This window comes from Peribacillus sp. V2I11, from assembly GCF_030817135.1.
GTDB classification, from domain to species: domain Bacteria; phylum Bacillota; class Bacilli; order Bacillales; family DSM-1321; genus Peribacillus; species Peribacillus simplex.
The window spans coordinates 3,925,374-3,943,584 of sequence record NZ_JAUSYW010000001.1 but is presented as its reverse complement, the minus strand read 5'-3'; the positions used below and the strand labels follow the sequence as shown (position 1 = coordinate 3,943,584).

The 18,211-nt window shown below is 40.9% G+C and carries 17 protein-coding genes, 1 tRNA gene and 1 other annotated feature; all 18 genes read right to left on the bottom strand.

Features of this window, described 5'->3' with window-relative positions:
* Positions 1 to 418 precede the first annotated feature (418 nt).
* The 18 genes from tig to QFZ73_RS19195 all read right to left on the bottom strand — a co-directional run bounded on the left by tig (position 419) and on the right by QFZ73_RS19195 (position 18,134).
* Entirely contained in the window at positions 419 to 1,711 is a 1,293-nt protein-coding gene (gene tig / locus QFZ73_RS19280) for a trigger factor (RefSeq protein WP_251437641.1), read from the bottom strand.
* A gap of 186 nt (positions 1,712 to 1,897) precedes the next feature.
* A complete protein-coding gene (locus QFZ73_RS19275) occupies positions 1,898 to 2,932 on the bottom strand; it encodes a tetratricopeptide repeat protein (protein WP_251437607.1) in 1,035 nt (344 codons plus the stop codon).
* 166 nt (positions 2,933 to 3,098) lie between these two features.
* A complete protein-coding gene (gene leuD / locus QFZ73_RS19270) occupies positions 3,099 to 3,698 on the bottom strand; it encodes a 3-isopropylmalate dehydratase small subunit (RefSeq protein ID WP_307269525.1) in 600 nt (199 codons plus the stop codon).
* Between the two features lie 28 nt (positions 3,699 to 3,726).
* Positions 3,727 to 5,136, bottom strand: coding sequence for a 3-isopropylmalate dehydratase large subunit (gene leuC, locus QFZ73_RS19265; protein WP_251437610.1), 1,410 nt, complete (start codon positions 5,134 to 5,136; stop codon positions 3,727 to 3,729).
* 70 nt (positions 5,137 to 5,206) lie between these two features.
* Positions 5,207 to 6,319, bottom strand: a complete 1,113-nt coding sequence (gene leuB / locus QFZ73_RS19260) for a 3-isopropylmalate dehydrogenase (protein ID WP_251437612.1) — start codon at positions 6,317 to 6,319, stop codon at positions 5,207 to 5,209.
* 15 nt (positions 6,320 to 6,334) lie between these two features.
* On the bottom strand, positions 6,335 to 7,870 hold the full coding sequence (locus tag QFZ73_RS19255; protein WP_251437614.1) for a 2-isopropylmalate synthase: 1,536 nt from the start codon (positions 7,868 to 7,870) through the stop codon (positions 6,335 to 6,337).
* A complete protein-coding gene (ilvC, locus tag QFZ73_RS19250; RefSeq protein WP_063232805.1) occupies positions 7,857 to 8,885 on the bottom strand; it encodes a ketol-acid reductoisomerase in 1,029 nt (342 codons plus the stop codon). The genes QFZ73_RS19255 and ilvC overlap by 14 nt, the downstream gene beginning before the upstream one ends.
* A gap of 100 nt (positions 8,886 to 8,985) precedes the next feature.
* Positions 8,986 to 9,498, bottom strand: a complete 513-nt coding sequence (ilvN, locus tag QFZ73_RS19245; RefSeq protein WP_101222819.1) for an acetolactate synthase small subunit — start codon at positions 9,496 to 9,498, stop codon at positions 8,986 to 8,988.
* 3 nt (positions 9,499 to 9,501) lie between these two features.
* Positions 9,502 to 11,217, bottom strand: coding sequence for an acetolactate synthase large subunit (ilvB, locus tag QFZ73_RS19240; protein WP_251437615.1), 1,716 nt, complete (start codon positions 11,215 to 11,217; stop codon positions 9,502 to 9,504).
* 115 nt (positions 11,218 to 11,332) lie between these two features.
* Positions 11,333 to 11,591, bottom strand: a binding site (T-box leader).
* A 320-nt stretch (positions 11,592 to 11,911) separates the two neighbouring features.
* Complete coding sequence (locus QFZ73_RS19235) at positions 11,912 to 12,415, bottom strand: M15 family metallopeptidase (protein ID WP_307269516.1); 504 nt, start codon at positions 12,413 to 12,415, stop codon at positions 11,912 to 11,914.
* Between the two features lie 156 nt (positions 12,416 to 12,571).
* A complete protein-coding gene (locus QFZ73_RS19230) occupies positions 12,572 to 12,847 on the bottom strand; it encodes a GNAT family N-acetyltransferase (protein ID WP_251437617.1) in 276 nt (91 codons plus the stop codon).
* A gap of 451 nt (positions 12,848 to 13,298) precedes the next feature.
* Complete coding sequence (locus tag QFZ73_RS19225) at positions 13,299 to 13,658, bottom strand: YidH family protein (protein WP_251437618.1); 360 nt, start codon at positions 13,656 to 13,658, stop codon at positions 13,299 to 13,301.
* Positions 13,659 to 13,698: 40 nt separating this feature from the next.
* Positions 13,699 to 13,872, bottom strand: a complete 174-nt coding sequence (locus tag QFZ73_RS19220) for a hypothetical protein (protein ID WP_251437619.1) — start codon at positions 13,870 to 13,872, stop codon at positions 13,699 to 13,701.
* 170 nt (positions 13,873 to 14,042) lie between these two features.
* Positions 14,043 to 14,399, bottom strand: coding sequence for a GIY-YIG nuclease family protein (locus QFZ73_RS19215; RefSeq protein ID WP_251437621.1), 357 nt, complete (start codon positions 14,397 to 14,399; stop codon positions 14,043 to 14,045).
* Between the two features lie 18 nt (positions 14,400 to 14,417).
* A complete protein-coding gene (locus QFZ73_RS19210) occupies positions 14,418 to 15,173 on the bottom strand; it encodes a DUF2087 domain-containing protein (RefSeq protein WP_307269506.1) in 756 nt (251 codons plus the stop codon).
* An 831-nt stretch (positions 15,174 to 16,004) separates the two neighbouring features.
* On the bottom strand, positions 16,005 to 16,205 hold the full coding sequence (locus QFZ73_RS19205; RefSeq protein ID WP_063232797.1) for a hypothetical protein: 201 nt from the start codon (positions 16,203 to 16,205) through the stop codon (positions 16,005 to 16,007).
* A 197-nt stretch (positions 16,206 to 16,402) separates the two neighbouring features.
* A tRNA-Arg gene (locus QFZ73_RS19200) sits at positions 16,403 to 16,476 on the bottom strand.
* A 584-nt stretch (positions 16,477 to 17,060) separates the two neighbouring features.
* Positions 17,061 to 18,134, bottom strand: a complete 1,074-nt coding sequence (locus QFZ73_RS19195) for a PDDEXK family nuclease (RefSeq protein ID WP_307269501.1) — start codon at positions 18,132 to 18,134, stop codon at positions 17,061 to 17,063.
* Between the last annotated feature and the right edge of the window lie 77 nt (positions 18,135 to 18,211).

The window sequence follows — 18,211 nt, the reverse complement described above, 5'->3', positions numbered from 1 at the left end:
CCTTTAAATACTCTTCCAACTCTATTACATAGCGGTACCCAATCGTAATGAAAAAAACTAGGCACACATCTACTTAAACATTCCAAAATCCCTAGTATGTTTTGCATTTTATCATGTTCTTGGAAGTTTAGTAACAAAAATGCTCACGGTCCGAGTTGTTAAATAAGTACAATAATCAACCAATATGTATTTGCCCTTTACCAGCATGCCCAAAACTTTGGATTTTTAAAAGCAGGATTTGCTGTATAAATATGTATATGCGGTATTAGAACTAATCTACACCGAAATCAAAAAAAAATCAATCAGGAAATAACCGATATTTGAAATTTACCTAATTCTCAATATGTATAAAACAAGGCACGATTACTCGCGCCTTGTTTTTTTAAAGGAAATATTTAAATCTACTTATTTATAAAAATTATTTTGCGTCAACTGTTTTGCTGTTTTCTACCAAGAAGTCAATTGCTTTCTTAATTTTAAGATCGCCTTTGATTCCTTCTAAGTTTCCAAGAGCTTGTTTGATCGCGTCAACTTCCATATTGTACATAGTAGCCATTTGTGCAAGTTCAGCTTCTACATCTTCGTCAGTCGCTTCAAGTTTTTCAACTTCAGCGATCGCTTCAAGAGTTAGGCTCGTACGAACTTGTCCTTCAGCTTCTTCTTTCATTTGCGCTTTTAAAGCTTCTTCGTCTTGACCTGAGAATTGGTAGTAAAGTTCCAAATTAAGTCCTTGAGATTGAATGCGTTGAGAGAACTCATTCATCATGCGGTCAACTTCGTTTGAAATCATTGCTTCAGGAACATCCATTTCTGCACCTTCAACAGCTTTACCAATTACAGTGTTTTGAATGAAGTTTTCTTCTTCATGTTTTTTGTCATGCTCTAATTTATGTTTTGTTTTTTCTTTAAGTTCAGCCAAAGTTTCCACTTCGTCGTCGACATCTTTCGCGAACTCATCATCCAACTCAGGAAGTTGTTTTGTTTTGATTTCGTGAATTTTCACTTTGAATACTGCTGGTTTACCTGCAAGTTCAGCAGCATGGTATTCTTCAGGGAATGTAACTTCGATATCTTTTTCAGCGCCAGTTTCAAGACCGACAAGTTGCTCTTCAAATCCTGGAATGAAAGAGTTTGAACCGATTTCCAATGAATGGTTTTCTGAAGCTCCGCCTTCGAATGCTTCACCATCAACGAATCCTTCAAAGTCAAGAACGACTGTATCGCCTTCAGCAACTTGCCCTTCTTCTTTAACGACAAGCTCAGCTTGACGCTCTTGCAAAGTTTTCAATTCTTTTTCAACATCTTCGTCAGTTACTTCAGTATTGAATTTTTCAACTTCAACACCTTTGTAATCTCCCAATTTAACTTCAGGCTTAACTGTTACAGTTGCAGTGAAGATCAGGTTTTCGCCTTTTTCCATTTTCTCGATGTCGATTTCTGGACGGTCTACAGGCTGAATTCCAGCTTCTTCGACAGCATTTGCATAAGCATCCGGAAGAATGATATCAAGCGCATCTTGGTAAAGCGATTCTACGCCGAATTTTTTTTCGAACATTTGACGTGGCATTTTACCTTTACGGAAGCCAGGTACATTTACTTGTTTAACTACTTTTTTGAAAGCTGCATCTAAACCTTCGTTTACTTTTGCAGCGTCAACTTCAATTGTTAGTACGCCTTGATTACCTTCTTGTTTTTCCCATTTTACAGACATGTGTTTCCCTCCAAAAAATCTATATACTTCAATAATAAGCATTGGATGAATATGCTTTGCAAGTGTTAACAAGTCATCCTTCAAATATACCCAAAAAAAATATTGGGGAAATCGTCAAAATTAGACGATTATACATTACAACCACTACATTATACCACAGGTTTAATCTGTTACAACAGCTATAGCTTAAATAATGGGATAAGAAATTTCTTCAATTTCTTTTATATAGGAAAGAATATCAGTCACGCTTTCCACATCTGCCTGGTAAAGTTCGGCTAAGTCCCTATCGAAAACTTCCCCGGTCATGTATTCTTCCGCCAAGGCATGGTAGGCAGCTGCCCATGCAGGCAAGCTTTCAGGTCCGGGTTCAAAAGGAAACAATAAAAAAGAATGGCGTTCAATCAAACTATGGACCATTTCAAATAAGCTCGGGTTATCCTGACTGATTTCCTCTTCGGTCAGCCCGGTTACCTTCTTATAGAAGTCCGTCTCCTTCAAACTTTTCAATTCCCTTGGTATGACCGACTTCGATTGATCGAATTTCCTCAGAGTCAATTCCCCGTCATATTCCTGGTCGATAAGGATGTTAAGGAGCATCGTTTTAAAGAAAGGGTGTCCCTCATCTTTTTGTAGAAATTGTTCGATTTGAGGGATAAATGGTCGAATATTGATATTCGTAAGTTTTGAAATGACCAAAAGCATTTCATTATCCGTTTTCCCTTCAAAAAGTTCATCCTCCTGCAATTCCTCTGAGAGCTGCTGATTTTGCCTTTCCTTCTCCTCTTTTTTATCCTCAAGGGCCCTTTTACTGAACTGAAGCATCTTTTCGAAATGTTCCTCTTTATCAAAGGGAATTTGGCTTTCTTCAAATAGCAGTTCGATCGTCGTGACCATTTCCTGATGCTCGCCTAATTGCAGGAGTACCATCAAATAAATATTGATCAGTTGAAAATAGTCGCCGATGCCTTTATTCAGCATCTCTATACACAACTCTTTTGACTCCTCATAATACTCAAGTTCGACTAGTGAGACCACTAGCCCCATGCAAACTTCATCATTTTCGGGCTCATACTCCCTGGCTTGGCTGAAAAGCTGTGCAGCCGCTTTAAAGTTTCTGTTTCCAAGCTCATCCAGTCCTTTTACAATCAGCCTTTCACCGAGATTTGGAAAGGCGATTATCTTGGTTTCTCCGGCCTTCTTTTGGTTTTTCTCATCATCCATCCTATTTTCCGCCTCACCGTTCGCTTTTTGAGAAACAGTTTAGCATGTAATAGCAGGAAACACAAAAATTTAAATAGGCGGATGAACGCCTTTCCTTCTTTCACCCATAAAAAAAATCCCGCATCCTTTCAAATAAAAAAGGAGAACGGGAAATGACCTTCTTCTATTAAATATTCGATACAGCCTTTTTTTGAGATTCATAGGCAGAAATCTCTTTATCATATTGAAGCGTTATCGAAATTTCATCCCAGCCTTTGATGAGCATTTCCTTCCAATACGGATGAATTTCAAAGTTTGTTTCAAACCCTTGACCATCTTTCAATGTCTGATTGGGAAGGTCGATCGTCAACTCATAATCAGGTGCCGACACTCTATCCATTAAATAGTTTACTTCAGTCTGGGTTAAAGCGATGGGGACCATGCCATTTTTCATGCAATTACTTTTAAAGATATCAGCATAAGACGGAGCGATGATGATATCGAATCCGTAGTCTTTCAATGACCAGGGAGCATGCTCACGCGAAGAACCGCAGCCAAAATTTTCACCTGCTATTAAAATGGACGTGTTTTGATTATGTGGCTGATTCAATTCAAAATCAGGACGTTTCTTTCCATTTTCATCAAAACGCCAGTTATAGAATAAAAATTCACCAAATCCACTTCGCTCAATCCGTTTTAAAAATTGCTTTGGAATGATCTGGTCCGTATCCACGTTTTTACGGTCAAGTGCCGCCGCTCTTCCTTTATATATAGTAATGGGTTCCATTTTCTGCACCTCCGGTTAATTCGTATTCTTAATGGACTTGTTCAGTACTTTTCAAATTCCTAATATCGACAAATTTCCCATGAATGGCGGCCGCGGCAGCCATAGCCGGACTAACCAGGTGTGTTCTTGCTCCAGCTCCTTGCCTGCCTTCAAAGTTCCGATTACTTGTGGAGGCACAATGCTCACCGGCCGGAACCACATCAGGGTTCATGCTCAGGCACATGCTGCAACCCGATTCGCGCCATTCGAAGCCCGCAGATTTGAAAATCTCATCCAACCCTTCATCTTCCGCTTGCCTTTTGACGCTTTGTGAACCGGGAACGACCATCGCCCGAACCCCTTTTTGAACAGTTTGACCTTCGATCATTTCTGCGGCTTGCCGTAAGTCCTCAATGCGTGAATTAGTACACGATCCTATGAATACATGCTGTACGGGAATTTCCGTGATCGGCATGCCTTCCTCAAGACCCATATACTCAATGGCTCGATTCAGCTCCTTAGGATCCATGATATCTTCTGCGAAGGTAGGTACTTTTCCATCCACTCCACTAGCCATTCCAGGATTTGTCCCCCAGCTGACCATTGGTGAAATCAGACTGCCGTCAAGAATGATTTCTTGGTCATATACAGCATCCTCATCACTGGAAAGCGACTTCCAGTCCTGAACACATCGATCGAACTCTTCTCCTTTCGGCAAATATTTACGACCTTTCAAATAAGAGAACGTTGTTTCATCGGGAGCTACCAGCCCCGCTCTTGCCCCGCCTTCGATCGACATATTGCAAACCGTCATTCTCTCTTCCATTGACATATCCCGGAAAACTTCCCCACAATACTCAATGATATGTCCCGTACCGAAATCGACGCCGAATTTAGAAATCACATATAAAATGACATCTTTCGCCATCACGCCATGACCAAGCTTGCCATTAACCTCAAGCTTCAATGTTTTGGGTTTTGTTTGCCATAGGGTTTGTGTGGCCAAAACATGCTCGACCTCACTCGTACCGATTCCAAACGCAATCGAGCCAAACGCACCATGTGTGGAAGTATGACTGTCTCCGCAGACAATCGTCATCCCTGGCTGTGTAAGCCCTAATTCCGGCCCGATAACGTGAACGATACCTTGTTCCGGGCTGTCTAAATCAGCAAGGCGGATACCGAACTCCTTACAGTTTTGCTCAAGCGCCTCTAATTGTTTCCTAGCAATATCATCCTCGATGAAATAGCGATTAACGGTTGGCACATTATGATCCATTGTCGCGAAAGTACGGTCGGGTCTCCTGACTTTGCGTCCTTTTAATCTCAATCCTTCAAATGCTTGCGGAGAGGTCACTTCATGAATATATTGAAGGTCTATATAAATCAAATCCGGTTTATTCTCCTCTTCATTTACAATATGACGATCCCATATTTTCTCTATTATCGACTTTCCCATCTTTATCCCACCTCGATCAATCTTGTATTTTTTTAAAAAACACGGCCTAATGTTAGGCCGTGAAAGAAGTTTATGCGTAAGCTCCCATGATGTTGGAAATGGCTTCCTGGTCTAAAAGACTTGCTTTTATTTCTGCAATCATCTCTGAAGTAGACGTAATATTTGGTTGGCCATTGGCGATATCGCCTGTTCTCAAGCCATATTCAAGGACCGTTTCCACCGCCTGCTCAACGGCTTGCGCCTCATCTTCCAAACCAAAGGATAGACGCAGCATGGAAGCTGCTGATAAAATCGTCCCAATCGGATTAGCCAGGTTTTTGCCCGCAATATCCGGGGCAGAGCCATGAATCGGTTCATATAGATTAGGCCCTTTTGTTGATATGGAGGCGGAAGGAAGCATTCCAAGCGAGCCAGTCAATACCGACGCTTCATCGCTTAAAATATCACCGAACATATTCTCCGTCACGATAATATCAAATTGTTTCGGGTTTTTGATCAATTGCATGGCTGCATTATCAACAAGCATATGTTCAAGAATTACATCCGGATAGTCCTTGGCAATTTCTTCAGCCGTCTCACGCCACATCCTGCTGGATTCAAGAACATTCGCTTTATCCACGGATGTTACTTTTTTCTTGCGATCCGATGCTAATGCAAAAGCAAGTTCAATGATGCGCTTCATTTCGCTTTTCTGATAGAAAAGTGTATCGACGACCGCCTCTTTCCCTTCTCTTTCAACGCGCTCACTTGGCTTTCCGAAATAAAGGCCGCCAGTTAGTTCCCTGACAATCACGAAATCCACATCTTCAATGAATTCCTTTTTAAGAGGAGAAGATTCCGACAAACTGGAATAATAGCTGATTGGACGGATGTTAGCATAAAGATTCAAATCTTTTCGGATTTTCAACAAACCTCGTTCCGGTCTTAGGTGCGCAGGCTGATCATCCCACTTAGGTCCTCCAACGGCCCCTAATAATACCGCATCGCTGTTTTTACAAATCTCCACTGTTTCATCCGGCAGGGGCGAACCTGTGTTATCGATGGCCCCGCCTCCAATCTCACCATATTGAAATTCAAAATCGTGTCCATATCTTTGGGCAACGGCTTCGAGGATTTCTACAGCGCCTCTTGTTACTTCTTTCCCGATGCCATCTCCTTGAAGCACCGCAATATTCCTTTTCATCGAAATCTCCCCTTCCTATAGTAATACTGCTTTTTCTTCCAGTTCCTTCATGATGATCACACGGTTCACAGCATTCAAATATGCTTTGGCGGATGCTTCCAAGACGTCCTGATCAAGACCGCGGCCGCTGGTTTCCACACCGTTATAATTAATTTTCACAAAGACCTGGGCAAGGGCATCCATTCCGCCACCTACCGATTGAATTCGATAATCCAGTAAGTTGATCTCGCTGCCCAAACATCTTTCAAGCGTGTTATATAGGGCTTCAACACTACCTGCACCTGTTGCCGCTTCCTGAATCTCTTCATTATCGCCTTTTTTCAGTGTAACCGTCGCGGTCGCCGTTTGATGTGTACCGTGGGAAATCTGTAACGAAATCATTTCATAAAAACTGATATCCGTCGCTTTCTCTTCAAGCACCAGCGCAACGATATCTTCATCAGTCATGGTCTTTTTATTATCTGCCAATTCCTTGAATTGGACGAATAATGAGTTCATTTCCTCATCCGTTACCGTAAAATTCAACTCTTGTAATCTTTCTTTGAAAGCATGCCGTCCTGAATGTTTCCCTAAAACGAGTGAATTGGACGAAACCCCGACGAGTTCAGGTGATATGATTTCGTATGTCGTTTTTTCTTTTAACACGCCATCCTGGTGAATGCCAGATTCATGTGCGTATGCATTGGCACCAATTATGGCTTTATTAGCAGGAACTTGCATTCCAGTAAGGCGGCTGACCAAATCACTGGTCCTTTTAATTTCATTCAATACAAGATCCGTTCCCGCTTGATAGAAATCTTTACGGATGTAGAGAGCCATAGCCACTTCTTCAAGCGCCACATTTCCGGCACGTTCACCAATTCCGTTGATTGTGCCTTCGACTTGCGTAGCCCCGCCTTCGATGGCAGCCAATGAATTGGCCGTTGCCATTCCAAGATCGTCATGGCAATGTGCAGATAAACTGACTTTATCAATAGAAGGAACATGTTCACGAAGGTATCTGAAAATGTTTCCGTATTCGATTGGAGCTGCATACCCTACTGTATCAGGAATATTAATGACCTTGGCACCAGCTTGAATGACCGCTTCAACGATTTCTGCCAAGTAGTCAAGCTCTGTACGGCTTGCATCTTCTGCAGACCATTGTACGATCGGAAAACGCGCTGCCCCGTACTTGACCATTTCAACCGACTTTTCAATCACTTGCTGCTTCGACATTTTCAACTTATATTCACGATGAATGGGCGAAGTGGCGATGAACGTATGCAATCTTGGTTCTGCGCCGCCCCTTAATGAATCCCAAGCTGCATCAATATCTCCTTTTACAGCACGCGCCAGCCCTGTGACAGAGCTGTTTTTAATTTTGCGCGCGATTTCCTGTACGGAGTTGAAATCCCCTTTGGAAGCTGCCGGAAAACCGGCTTCGATAATATCAACACCCAATCTTTCAAGCTGATAAGCAATTTCAAGTTTTTCGGTAAAATTCAAATTTACACCGGCTGATTGCTCCCCATCTCGAAGTGTAGTTTCAAATATATTAATTTTTCGCAACGGCTACCACTTCTTTCTCTTTTTGTTGAGGTTTTACGAATGGCATCATTTTTCTTAATTCACGGCCAACCACTTCGATTTGATGTTGGTTTTCACGATTATTGATAGCATTGAAGACTGGACGATTCGCTTGGTTCTCCAAGATCCATCCTTTTGCGAACTCACCGTCTTGGATGTCTTTCAAGATCGCTTTCATGGCCTCTTTCGTAGTTTCCGTCACAACGCGTGGTCCCGAAACGAAATCTCCCCATTGAGCTGTGTCAGAAATGGAATAGCGCATGTTTTCCATACCGCCTTCATACATAAGGTCGATGATTAATTTAAGTTCATGTAAACACTCGAAATATGCTACTTCCGGTTGATATCCAGCTTCTGTCAAGGTTTCGAATCCAGCTTTCACAAGGGCAGTCAATCCGCCGCAAAGTACGGCCTGCTCTCCAAATAGATCCGTTTCCGTTTCTTCCTGGAAAGTAGTTTCCAAACCGCCAGCTCTTAAAGAACCGATTCCCCGAGCGTACGCAAGGGCCAATTCTCTTGCTTCACCCGTAACATTTTGATGGATGGCGAACAATGCCGGCACCCCTGCACCTTGTTCATATGTACGGCGAACAAGATGTCCCGGACCTTTTGGAGCGACTAATAATACATCTACGTCTGCCGGAGGAACGATTTGATTGAAATGGACGTTGAATCCGTGTGCGAACATTAACGCTTGGCCTGCACGCAATACCGGTTTGATTTCTTCTTGGTATACTTTCGGCTGAGTTTCATCCGGTAATAGGTTCATGATCACGTCTGCCTGTTCAGCGGCTTCTTTCACTGTGTAAACATTAAAGCCGTCTTCCACCGCTTTATCGAAGGATTTACCTTTCCTGATTCCGATGATTACATCTACACCGCTGTCACGTAGGTTTTGTGCGTGTGCGTGTCCTTGTGAACCATATCCGATGACCGCTACCTTTTTATTGTTGAAAAAATTCTCGTTTGCTTCTGCGTTATAATATACTTTTGCCATAATAATTACATCTCCCTTTTCATCATTGTTTTGGTTTTTTGTTTTGGTTTTTTGTTTTGGTTTTTTGTTTTGGTTTTTTGTTTTGGTTTTTTGTTTTGTTTTATACGATTGTCGCACTCTTAGCGTGTGCAATTTGCATTCCACGCGGGATGGCGGCTGTCCCTGTCCTTGCCAATTCCTTGATGCCATATGGCTTGATCAGTTCAATGAAGGCTTCGATTTTATCCGATTCCCCTGTGATTTGAACTGTCAGGCTATCTTTACTGACATCAATAACTGAAGCTCGGAAGGGTTCGATGACTGAATAAATCTCGGCTCGGGTCTGTGTGGTCACCAATATTTTAATGAGTGCAAGTTCCCTCGCCACAATCGATTGATTCGTAATATCATATACTTTCAAAACATCGATCTGCTTATTCAATTGCTTGGTGATCTGTTCAATGACAGCTTCGTCATCAACATCGACCACAAAGGTCATCCTTGAAATGCCATCCTGTTCGGAAGGTCCGACAGTCATGCCTTCAATGTTATAATTTCTTTTCGTGAACAGGTTCGTAATCCGATTCAGGACGCCTGGCCGGTTGTTCACGGTGAGGCTAAGAATTCCCTTCATTGATTAAACTCCTTCCATTTCATCAAGCCCTTTTCCTTGTGCTACCATCGGAAAGACATTTTCGTTTTGTTTTACCCGGAAATCAATCAACACCGGACCATCAGTCTTTAACGCTACATCCAGGCAGTTGCTCGCTTCTTCCTCCGTCGTCACTTTGTATCCCGGAATTCCATATGCATCGGCCAATTTCACGAAATCCGGATGCGATTGAAAAATGCTGTGTGAGAAACGTTTATCATGAAAGAGTTCCTGCCACTGCCTTACCATCCCTAGTGCCCCGTTGTTGACGATGATGATTTTGATTGGCAGATTCATTTCGGCAATGACTGAAAGTTCCTGCAGGCACATCTGGAATCCACCATCCCCCGATATGGAAAGCACCGTCGCTTTCGGATTCGCCAGTTGCGCTCCGAGAGCCGAAGGTAAGCCAAAGCCCATCGTCCCCAATCCACCGGAAGTGACCCAAGAATTCGGTTTGTTCAACGGATAGTATTGCGCTGCCCACATTTGATGCTGTCCGACATCCGTCGTAACAATGGCCTCCCCATTCGTTTTTTCATGAAGCATCTGGATGACCCGCTGAGGTTTCAGTACGCCTTCTTCATGTGTATAACGCAATGGGAACTCTTCATTCCATGCAGTCAGCTGTGTTGTCCATTCATCAATTTCAGGTTTCTTGCCATTTTGCGCAATCAACTCCGCCAGTGCTTCCCTGGCACTTCCAACGACCGGAATTTTTGTCGGCACATTTTTACCGATTTCCGCTGGATCAATATCGATATGGGCCACCGTTGCATGCGGTGCGAATTTCGCTAGATTCCCAGTCAATCGATCATCGAACCTGGCACCGATATTGATTAATAGATCACATTTCGATAACGCCATGTTTGCTGCATAGCAGCCATGCATACCACCCATTCCGATAAAGAGAGGATGTTCCGCCGGAAAGCCGCCAAGACCCAATAAAGTATGGACGACGGGAATGCCTTGCTGCTCGACATATTCCTTTAATAGATGGGAGGCCTTTGCATGCAGGACACCCGCCCCTGCAAGGATGACCGGTCTTTTCGCCCCGCTTACGGCTTCAACAAGCTTTCTGATCTGTAAGTAATTCGGCTTGGTCGTCGGCTGATAGCCAGGGAGATCCATTTCTGGCTCCTTATCCGGCGATACACCTTCTATAATGGCCATATCCTTAGGTATATCGATTAATACTGGACCGGGCCGGCCGCTGGAAGCGATATAAAAAGCTTCTTTTATAATGCGCGGAAGGTCTTCCGGCTTCCTTACCTGATAGTTATGTTTTGTGATCGGGGTAGTAATCCCCAGTACATCAGCTTCCTGGAAAGCATCCGAACCAATTACACTGGTAGCTACCTGACCCGAAATTACCACAAGCGGTAAAGAGTCAATCATCGCATCGGCCAAACCGGTGACAATGTTCGTTGCCCCTGGACCGGATGTGACTATGACCACCCCCGGCTTGCCGGTAATCCTGGCGTATCCTTCCGCTGCATGAATCGCACCTTGTTCGTGCCTTGTCAATATATGAAAAAGTTCTGAACTGTAAAGCTTGTCATAAATCGGCAATACAGAACCACCCGGATAACCAAAGATGACTTCAACATTTTCCTTTTTCAATGCATCCAGCAGAAATTCGGCACCGCTATAATGTGTCTTTCCACTTTTCCGATCAGCAACAACTGACTTTTGTGTCATTTCGTAAAAACCTCCTTCGCTTTTCCATTAAATGTTTTCTTAACATTCAGAATTTTCAGCTTTTTACGCATACAAAAAAGCCTTTTCACCCCAAATGTACTTGCACTCGGCAAGTTAAAGGGGTGAAAAGGCTTGATGAGCCACTCCACGGTACCACCCTTTTTCGCATGAAACTCCATGCGCACTTTGAATAGCCTACACTATTCTCTGTTTTGGTAACGGGTACTGGTACGCACCCGTTCAGCCCTACTAGTCTGACGTTCAAGCTGAAACTCCAAGGTGAGTTCATCTTTCGGGACAATACCGGCTCTCAGCTACCCGGCTCTCTGTGACTGCCTTTTTAAAAGACTACTTATCCTCTTCAATGCTTTTCGCATTATTCATATTTTTCGAAACGCTTATGTTTGATGTCTTGTATTTGTGATTATCTTACGTGTATTTCAGGTAGTAGTCAACAGGTTTTTTTAAATTTTTTGATAATTCTAAATTGAAAGATTTGTTGTATACGCTTACATACCTATCATGACCACATTCTATAAAAAAAGTTTTTTCAATTTTTAATTTTTAAAAACGTCAGATTTCCCATTAAAATCATTAAAGTGATAACAAACTTCTCCACTGAAGAAAAATCCTCGCGCTACCCACATGATGCCAGTCACTAGTAATGGTTTTCTCAAATAACGGATCATCCATTTTACCTTTCAGCTTCATTTTCACTGTTCACTGACGCCACTCTTGATACAAGATTCGGCCTCAATCCCTTTTGAAGATCTCTCGTGGTTAAACCGCCTGTCATTCCAAGATGCGGAAAATCACGGAACAATTCAAAATCCCCTCCCCAAACAAATCCCAGGGATTTTGCTATGGCTGCTACCCTCGTCCACTTTTCGCCCTCTGTCCACAATGCCCGCTTGCCGTCATCACTAACAATGACAAAATCTGCAGCAAGTCCATAGTTATGCAAGGATTGGCCCCCTCTGGCATAAGTCACGATTGGCTTTGATTTATTCGTTCTGCCTCGTTCATACAATTCATTTTGTTCTGGGAAACTTCGATAACCAGCCGTTATTTGAACAAATATCCCCGCTTCATAAGCTAATTTAACCACTTCGAGTATCGACTCGTTCACGACCGGGTTCATACCGCTTCCCATATTCTCCTTTGCGCGATTCAATAGGGTTTGTAATTTGATGGCCATCCTAGCACCTCCCCTATATTAAATGCGAACAACACTGTAGGCGGAAAGGCGTTTAATATTATTTTCTTGGAGAATTGAAGGGGTGAAGATTATCTAAAAAATGACAAAGGGCTGAACACAGGTGATATTAATCATCCCCTGATCCAGCCCTCTGGTTCATTTAGCCAATACATCCTCGTATTCTGCATTTTTTTCAAATTGTTTTTGAACGAACGAACATACCGGAACAATTTTCAGTTTTTCTTCCCTTGCGAACCCTATTACCTTTTCAACAAGGGCATTTCCTACCTTTTGCCCGCGTAGCTCGTCAGAAACAACGGTATGATCGACCGTGATTTCATCATCACCTGATTTAAAGAATGTGATTTCCGCTAGTTTCTCACCAGATTCTTCAACAAAAAAAGAACTTTCACCTTTTTTGATATCCACCATCCTGATGACCTCCTTTTAGTTCCTCTTTATCATATCTCACAAAATGGAAATTAAACAAATATTTAAAACGTGATTGAAATTGAATGAAGGAAAGTACTTCCAAAAGTTTTTTAAGCTAGAATTACCCATGTTAAGTTTACTTACAAACTGAAGAAGGCTGATGAAAAATTTTTAAAGGAAGGCGAAAGAAAAACTTTTCGATCTTTTCCTAGCCGCTGATATACCCTTCCGGTAAAGCCTAAGTTTCACTAATGCTGACGTGGACAATACTGAATGAAATGTTTTAAAAGGTTTTCATTACTCTTTCATAACCAAAATGAAATTCAGTGTTTTTCAAGCTTTCGTTTTTTGATTGAATTTAATTAATGGGAGAAATCTTTCCGTAACGATGTTAGAATAAGTATATTATAGTAGAAACTAAAAAAACTGCCCTATATTGGTTAGGACAGTTTTAAACTTTTATGAAAACAAAATATAAAATGATCATCGATAATAATATGACCATGAAAACAGCGATTAGAATGACGTGCGCACTTGAGGGCTGGAACGTCCCTTCATTGATTTGCCGCTTCTTCTGAAGAAAACCTAACGTCGCCAGCACTGTAATCACAAGGCCCAACACACACGTAAACATCCCCAGCACGATACTGATCAAGTCAATCCGGGCATCCCGATGCACACCAATCGTAAAATGCAGGCTTGTCGCAAGAAAACCAACCCCCACTATCGCAATCACCGTTCTTATCCACGCTAAGAAGGTGCGTTCATTAGCCAGATGCTGCTGGGCATATTTCAATTGGTTTTTCTCCATGATATCACCTTAATCGAACGTTTTTGATCAACCTCTAGAATCATCTTTTCAGGAGCGAAAAGGCCCTGGACATAGACCCGATGAACATTAGCCCAGCACCGCCAAGCAATAAATATATACATAGTGTTTTATCAATAACATTCAAAGGATAAAGCAAGGCCCCCAGCGCAATGATTGCTCCTATCCCCGTTATGGCCCATCCTATTTTTTTCATTTGCAACTCCCAAAATTAATTATTTATTGAAGGTCCTCCACGGGTCCCCCCTATTTTACAAACAGGTCCCTCATTACTAGCTTAAACCATTTAAAAACTAACAACAAGTCCGATCCCTGAGTAAATCCGGAGCTGGGAATCTCGGAGAATCTCTAAAGGCTACGTACAAGTCAGTTGGTTCTCATTCTATTGTATCCCCGTTCTTCATATGGCTGTATTTTTTCCATCCACTCTTCTTCAAGTTTTTTCAATTCCCGTTTAACATCAAAAAATCCTGTTTCTTTCGGCTTCAATACCTCCAGTACCTCAAAAGAAAAAGCATCTTTTCCATATTGGTTCCACTCACCTTGCAGCACTTTATTGGTGTTTGTTCCCATTTCCAATTCAAATTGTTTCCCCTTCAACGTCTTTAAATTCCTGGTGCTTCCGATAAAGACTTTATTATTTACCGTATTTTTGATTTGGTAAACACCTGCTTCAACTTTCGTTTCTTTATATAATTGCTTCAATTCTTTTTTACGATCCATCTTCCTCGCCTCCAGTCATCATTTCTTCAGCCAATATTGGCTCCCATCAGGCTTTCTATCCAAGAATCCATATTCTATTAAATATCTTCTCAAAAGAACATGATCATGATAAACGGCACCCAATATTTGATTGATTTCTTTTTCTTCGTATTTCCGCTCATTTTCAAAACGGTTCATAATTTCTTGGAGAATGATCAGCCTTTGTTTTTCCTTTGGCGGGAAAGACTTTAAAGCATCCTGACTGCCTTTAGGGAAGTATTTTTTCAATACAGTCACCTTTTCATCCTCGGTAACGTTATAACGATCATCGACCATCCTTGCTTTTTGATGAAGCGGGATAAATGCCGGCGCATGTTCATCTTTATCTTTCAAAAGTTCCATCAGGGCTAAAAACAACTTAGCCTGACGCTCTTTCTCTTTCAACACAAAGCGATGGTTCCGAATGGTGGAAGGACTGCCAATTCCCATTTCCTCCTGAACTTCAGCATCATTCTTCCCTTGGTAAAAAAGGCGAAGAAGGCGATTTTGATGGTCCGTGAGACCTGTAAGTTTTTTATCGAGATCAATCAAGTATTCAAAAACAGAGCGGTGTGCATGTTCAATATGAATTCGCATATATCTCTTCGCTTCATAAAGAACCCCATCTTTCTGGTATACTATCCCCTTTTCAATTGCATTTCCGCACAACAAACAAACATATTGATTCTCACCTTCGATATACCCTTGTTTAAGCTCATCCTGAGATGCACTCCAAAACATTTCAGCGTTCTTCATAAAACAAACACTTCCCTATAAAGTCTATAATATACTAAACATAATATTAATTTGTTTGTGATATGTCAATGTTTTTTCTGATTTATTTACAACTCCCGCAAAGTATCCAAAAATGAGCTTGATAGCCAGAGGGGCTTCATATCATGCGATATAGTATATTGAATAACAAGCTTAATTTCCCATGTCGAAATATAGCCTTCTTTGTATAATTATCATCTCTCAATAATTTGCTAAATAAGCGTGAAAAAGCTTTAAAGGAGGATATTGAAAGATGAAAACGATGCGATTGTTCCTTCAATCCATAACACCGATTTACACAAGGCATTACATCATTTATCTGAACAATACGAGGTATCACTGCCAGAATAACGCGATACGATCGAAATACTTATACAAAACAAATCAAGCGCGATGATGCAACTTAGTGAAGATGATGATAAAAGTCCACCCGTCGAAGATTTGAAGACTGCAATAATCAAAAACCCTGAAATCATTTAAAAAAATCTCCAAACATTAAATAGAATTTGATATAGAAAAAAGGCATCCGATTATGGATGCCTGAATTTGTAGACAAAAGGAGTTCTACCTAAATTTTAAACAATATTGATCGGAACGGAAGGTGCGAGACTCCTGAGGGAAAAGCGCGTCCTAGGGAGACTCCGCAGGCGCAAAGAGCGCCGAGGAGACTCCCGGACCGCCCTCGGAAAGCGAGTACCTGGAAGCAACGTTCGAGTTTTATAAACCCTCAAAAAAACAGCAGGCATCCAATCATGGATGCCTTTTTTCTTTGGGGCATACTAATATAAATCCTTCGTTAGGGCCCATTAAGTATTAGCTAGGCACAAACTTAAGTATTCCTTCCAGATAAACACCTTGTTCTTTTCGTGTGCATTCCCTCAACTTGATTCTTCCTTCTTTTTCTAACTCCTTGGCCAATTGGACCACTTCAGTTCCATCTTCGGATATTTCGACTGAGAAGAAATTACCCCGAGTGGAAGTTTGAATGAACTTGAATAATCTATCTTTATTCATTTAAACATCTCCTTATTTATAACAAGTTCGACATAAAAGGTCATCCACCTGCGATAAATATCAAATAAAAAACTTCTTATCGTCATATGAAGATTAATGGTTAAAAAGATGCAAATCGAAATTACCCTCGTTAACTTAAACAGCTTAAATAAGTAAAAAAGCCAAAACCTTAGAAGGTTTTGGCTTTTTTTAGTTAGTGTCCCAGGAGAGATTCGAACTCCCGACCGACGCCTTAGAAGGGCGTTGCTCTATCCAGCTGAGCTACTGAGACATATCGCTGTTTTTCTTCAGTTCAGTATAACGGTCACTTTTCGAACTTAGACCGTAATCGTGATTTTTATTATAACTTAGTATAATACTCATTACAATACTAGTAATATTATATTTTGAGGTGGGTTAGAATTACGACTAACAAATACTCAAACCTTTTGGCAAGCATTCCTATGAAACACCTATATAGGCTCAATGACATCATTGTTAGCCTGGCTAGTATATTACATCATTCAAGTATTAATCCAATACAATGACACTCGCACTCCTACTTTAGAAACAACTTTCTCTATTGATACAATAAAAAAACATCCACTATTTAGATGGATGCCTTCTTACAATTATTTAGCTTGTTCTGTAGCAATTCTTTTAAAATTTCAATAGCATATTCTTCACTTGGGTCATTTGTTCCAAGTTCTCCTTGGAAAGCTTTAGACAAAATAGATGGTTCAAGAAGTTCTAACTTCGATGTTATCTTAACAAATCCACTGCACGGGACAAAAAAGGTGAAGAACGTGTCTCTCGTGATGACTTAACATTTGAGCCATCAAATAAACAGTTAAATTTCACCAACTACCATTTATTTCAAGAATGACGAACTTTGGCTTTTAAGAACTGTTGATACTTCACAAAAGTGTTTGTATACTGACTGACACATTCATCAAAGGACTGATGCTCAGAGAAGGTCAACTTAGCAACTAACTTATAAAGATCTGTGTTTTTTGAGCCTCTAATTAATTCCACTTCGCATCCTAATAACACTCTTAATTCTTCAAGGTGATTTGAAGCAATGGATCGAATTAAGTCTGTTCCTTCTTTTTTATAAGACTCAATAAATACGGAGGCTGTTCGGTCTTTCTTATAAACAAAAACAAACTTCCAAGGAATGTTCAAAAACTGATGTCCGACAAAGTAATCTCTTTTGCCACCATAGCGAGCCGTATATTCCGTTTTCGTATTTACGAAGTTTGAAATTTCCTGCAAAAAGGTTGATACATCTTGATCTATGCTAATTTTTCGTTCTTTAGCTGTAGTCTTCTTATTAATATAATAGTCCTCAAGCTTATATGGTGGAATAATTTGATTTGTGTCTAAGATGATCTGATCCTCCAACTTATAAGGTTTAATCGTTACACATTTTATATCAATGCTATTCTCATACAACCATGTGCAAACGGAAAGAATTCTCTTATCAATATCTTTTCCAACTATGATAATCCGTTGGCTGTTGTTAAGGATATTGTTTAATTCCTCTTCGATCTCCACTTCTAAAAATTCCATCAGTTCATCCTTAGCATTAGTTACTGCAGAATTCACCTTTACATATTCTTCGTAAGTCTCCAGAATATCATTTGGACTTAGTCTTGCACAATATGAAGCATATTTCAGAGCTTGGAAGTCGACATTGCTACCCGTTGCGTCTCTTTTCACTTCAATGATCACTAAATTACCTTCTTTATCGATCGCTAGAAGGTCTAGCCGTTCATTCACTTCAAATTTATCGTATTCATGGGCAATAATCAGTAAGTCTTCGCCTAATACATCTGGGCTTTTACGTATCCACTCTTCGATGTGTTGCCGCTCTTTCAAATCATTTTCGGAGAAAGTAGTTTCTTGGATTTCTTCTAATCTATTGTTGACTGCATCTAATCTATACACTCCTGTTTTCCTCCTATTGCTTAGTTGACATAAAGGTTATCATTGATTGTATTTATGAATGTATCAATTAGATCACC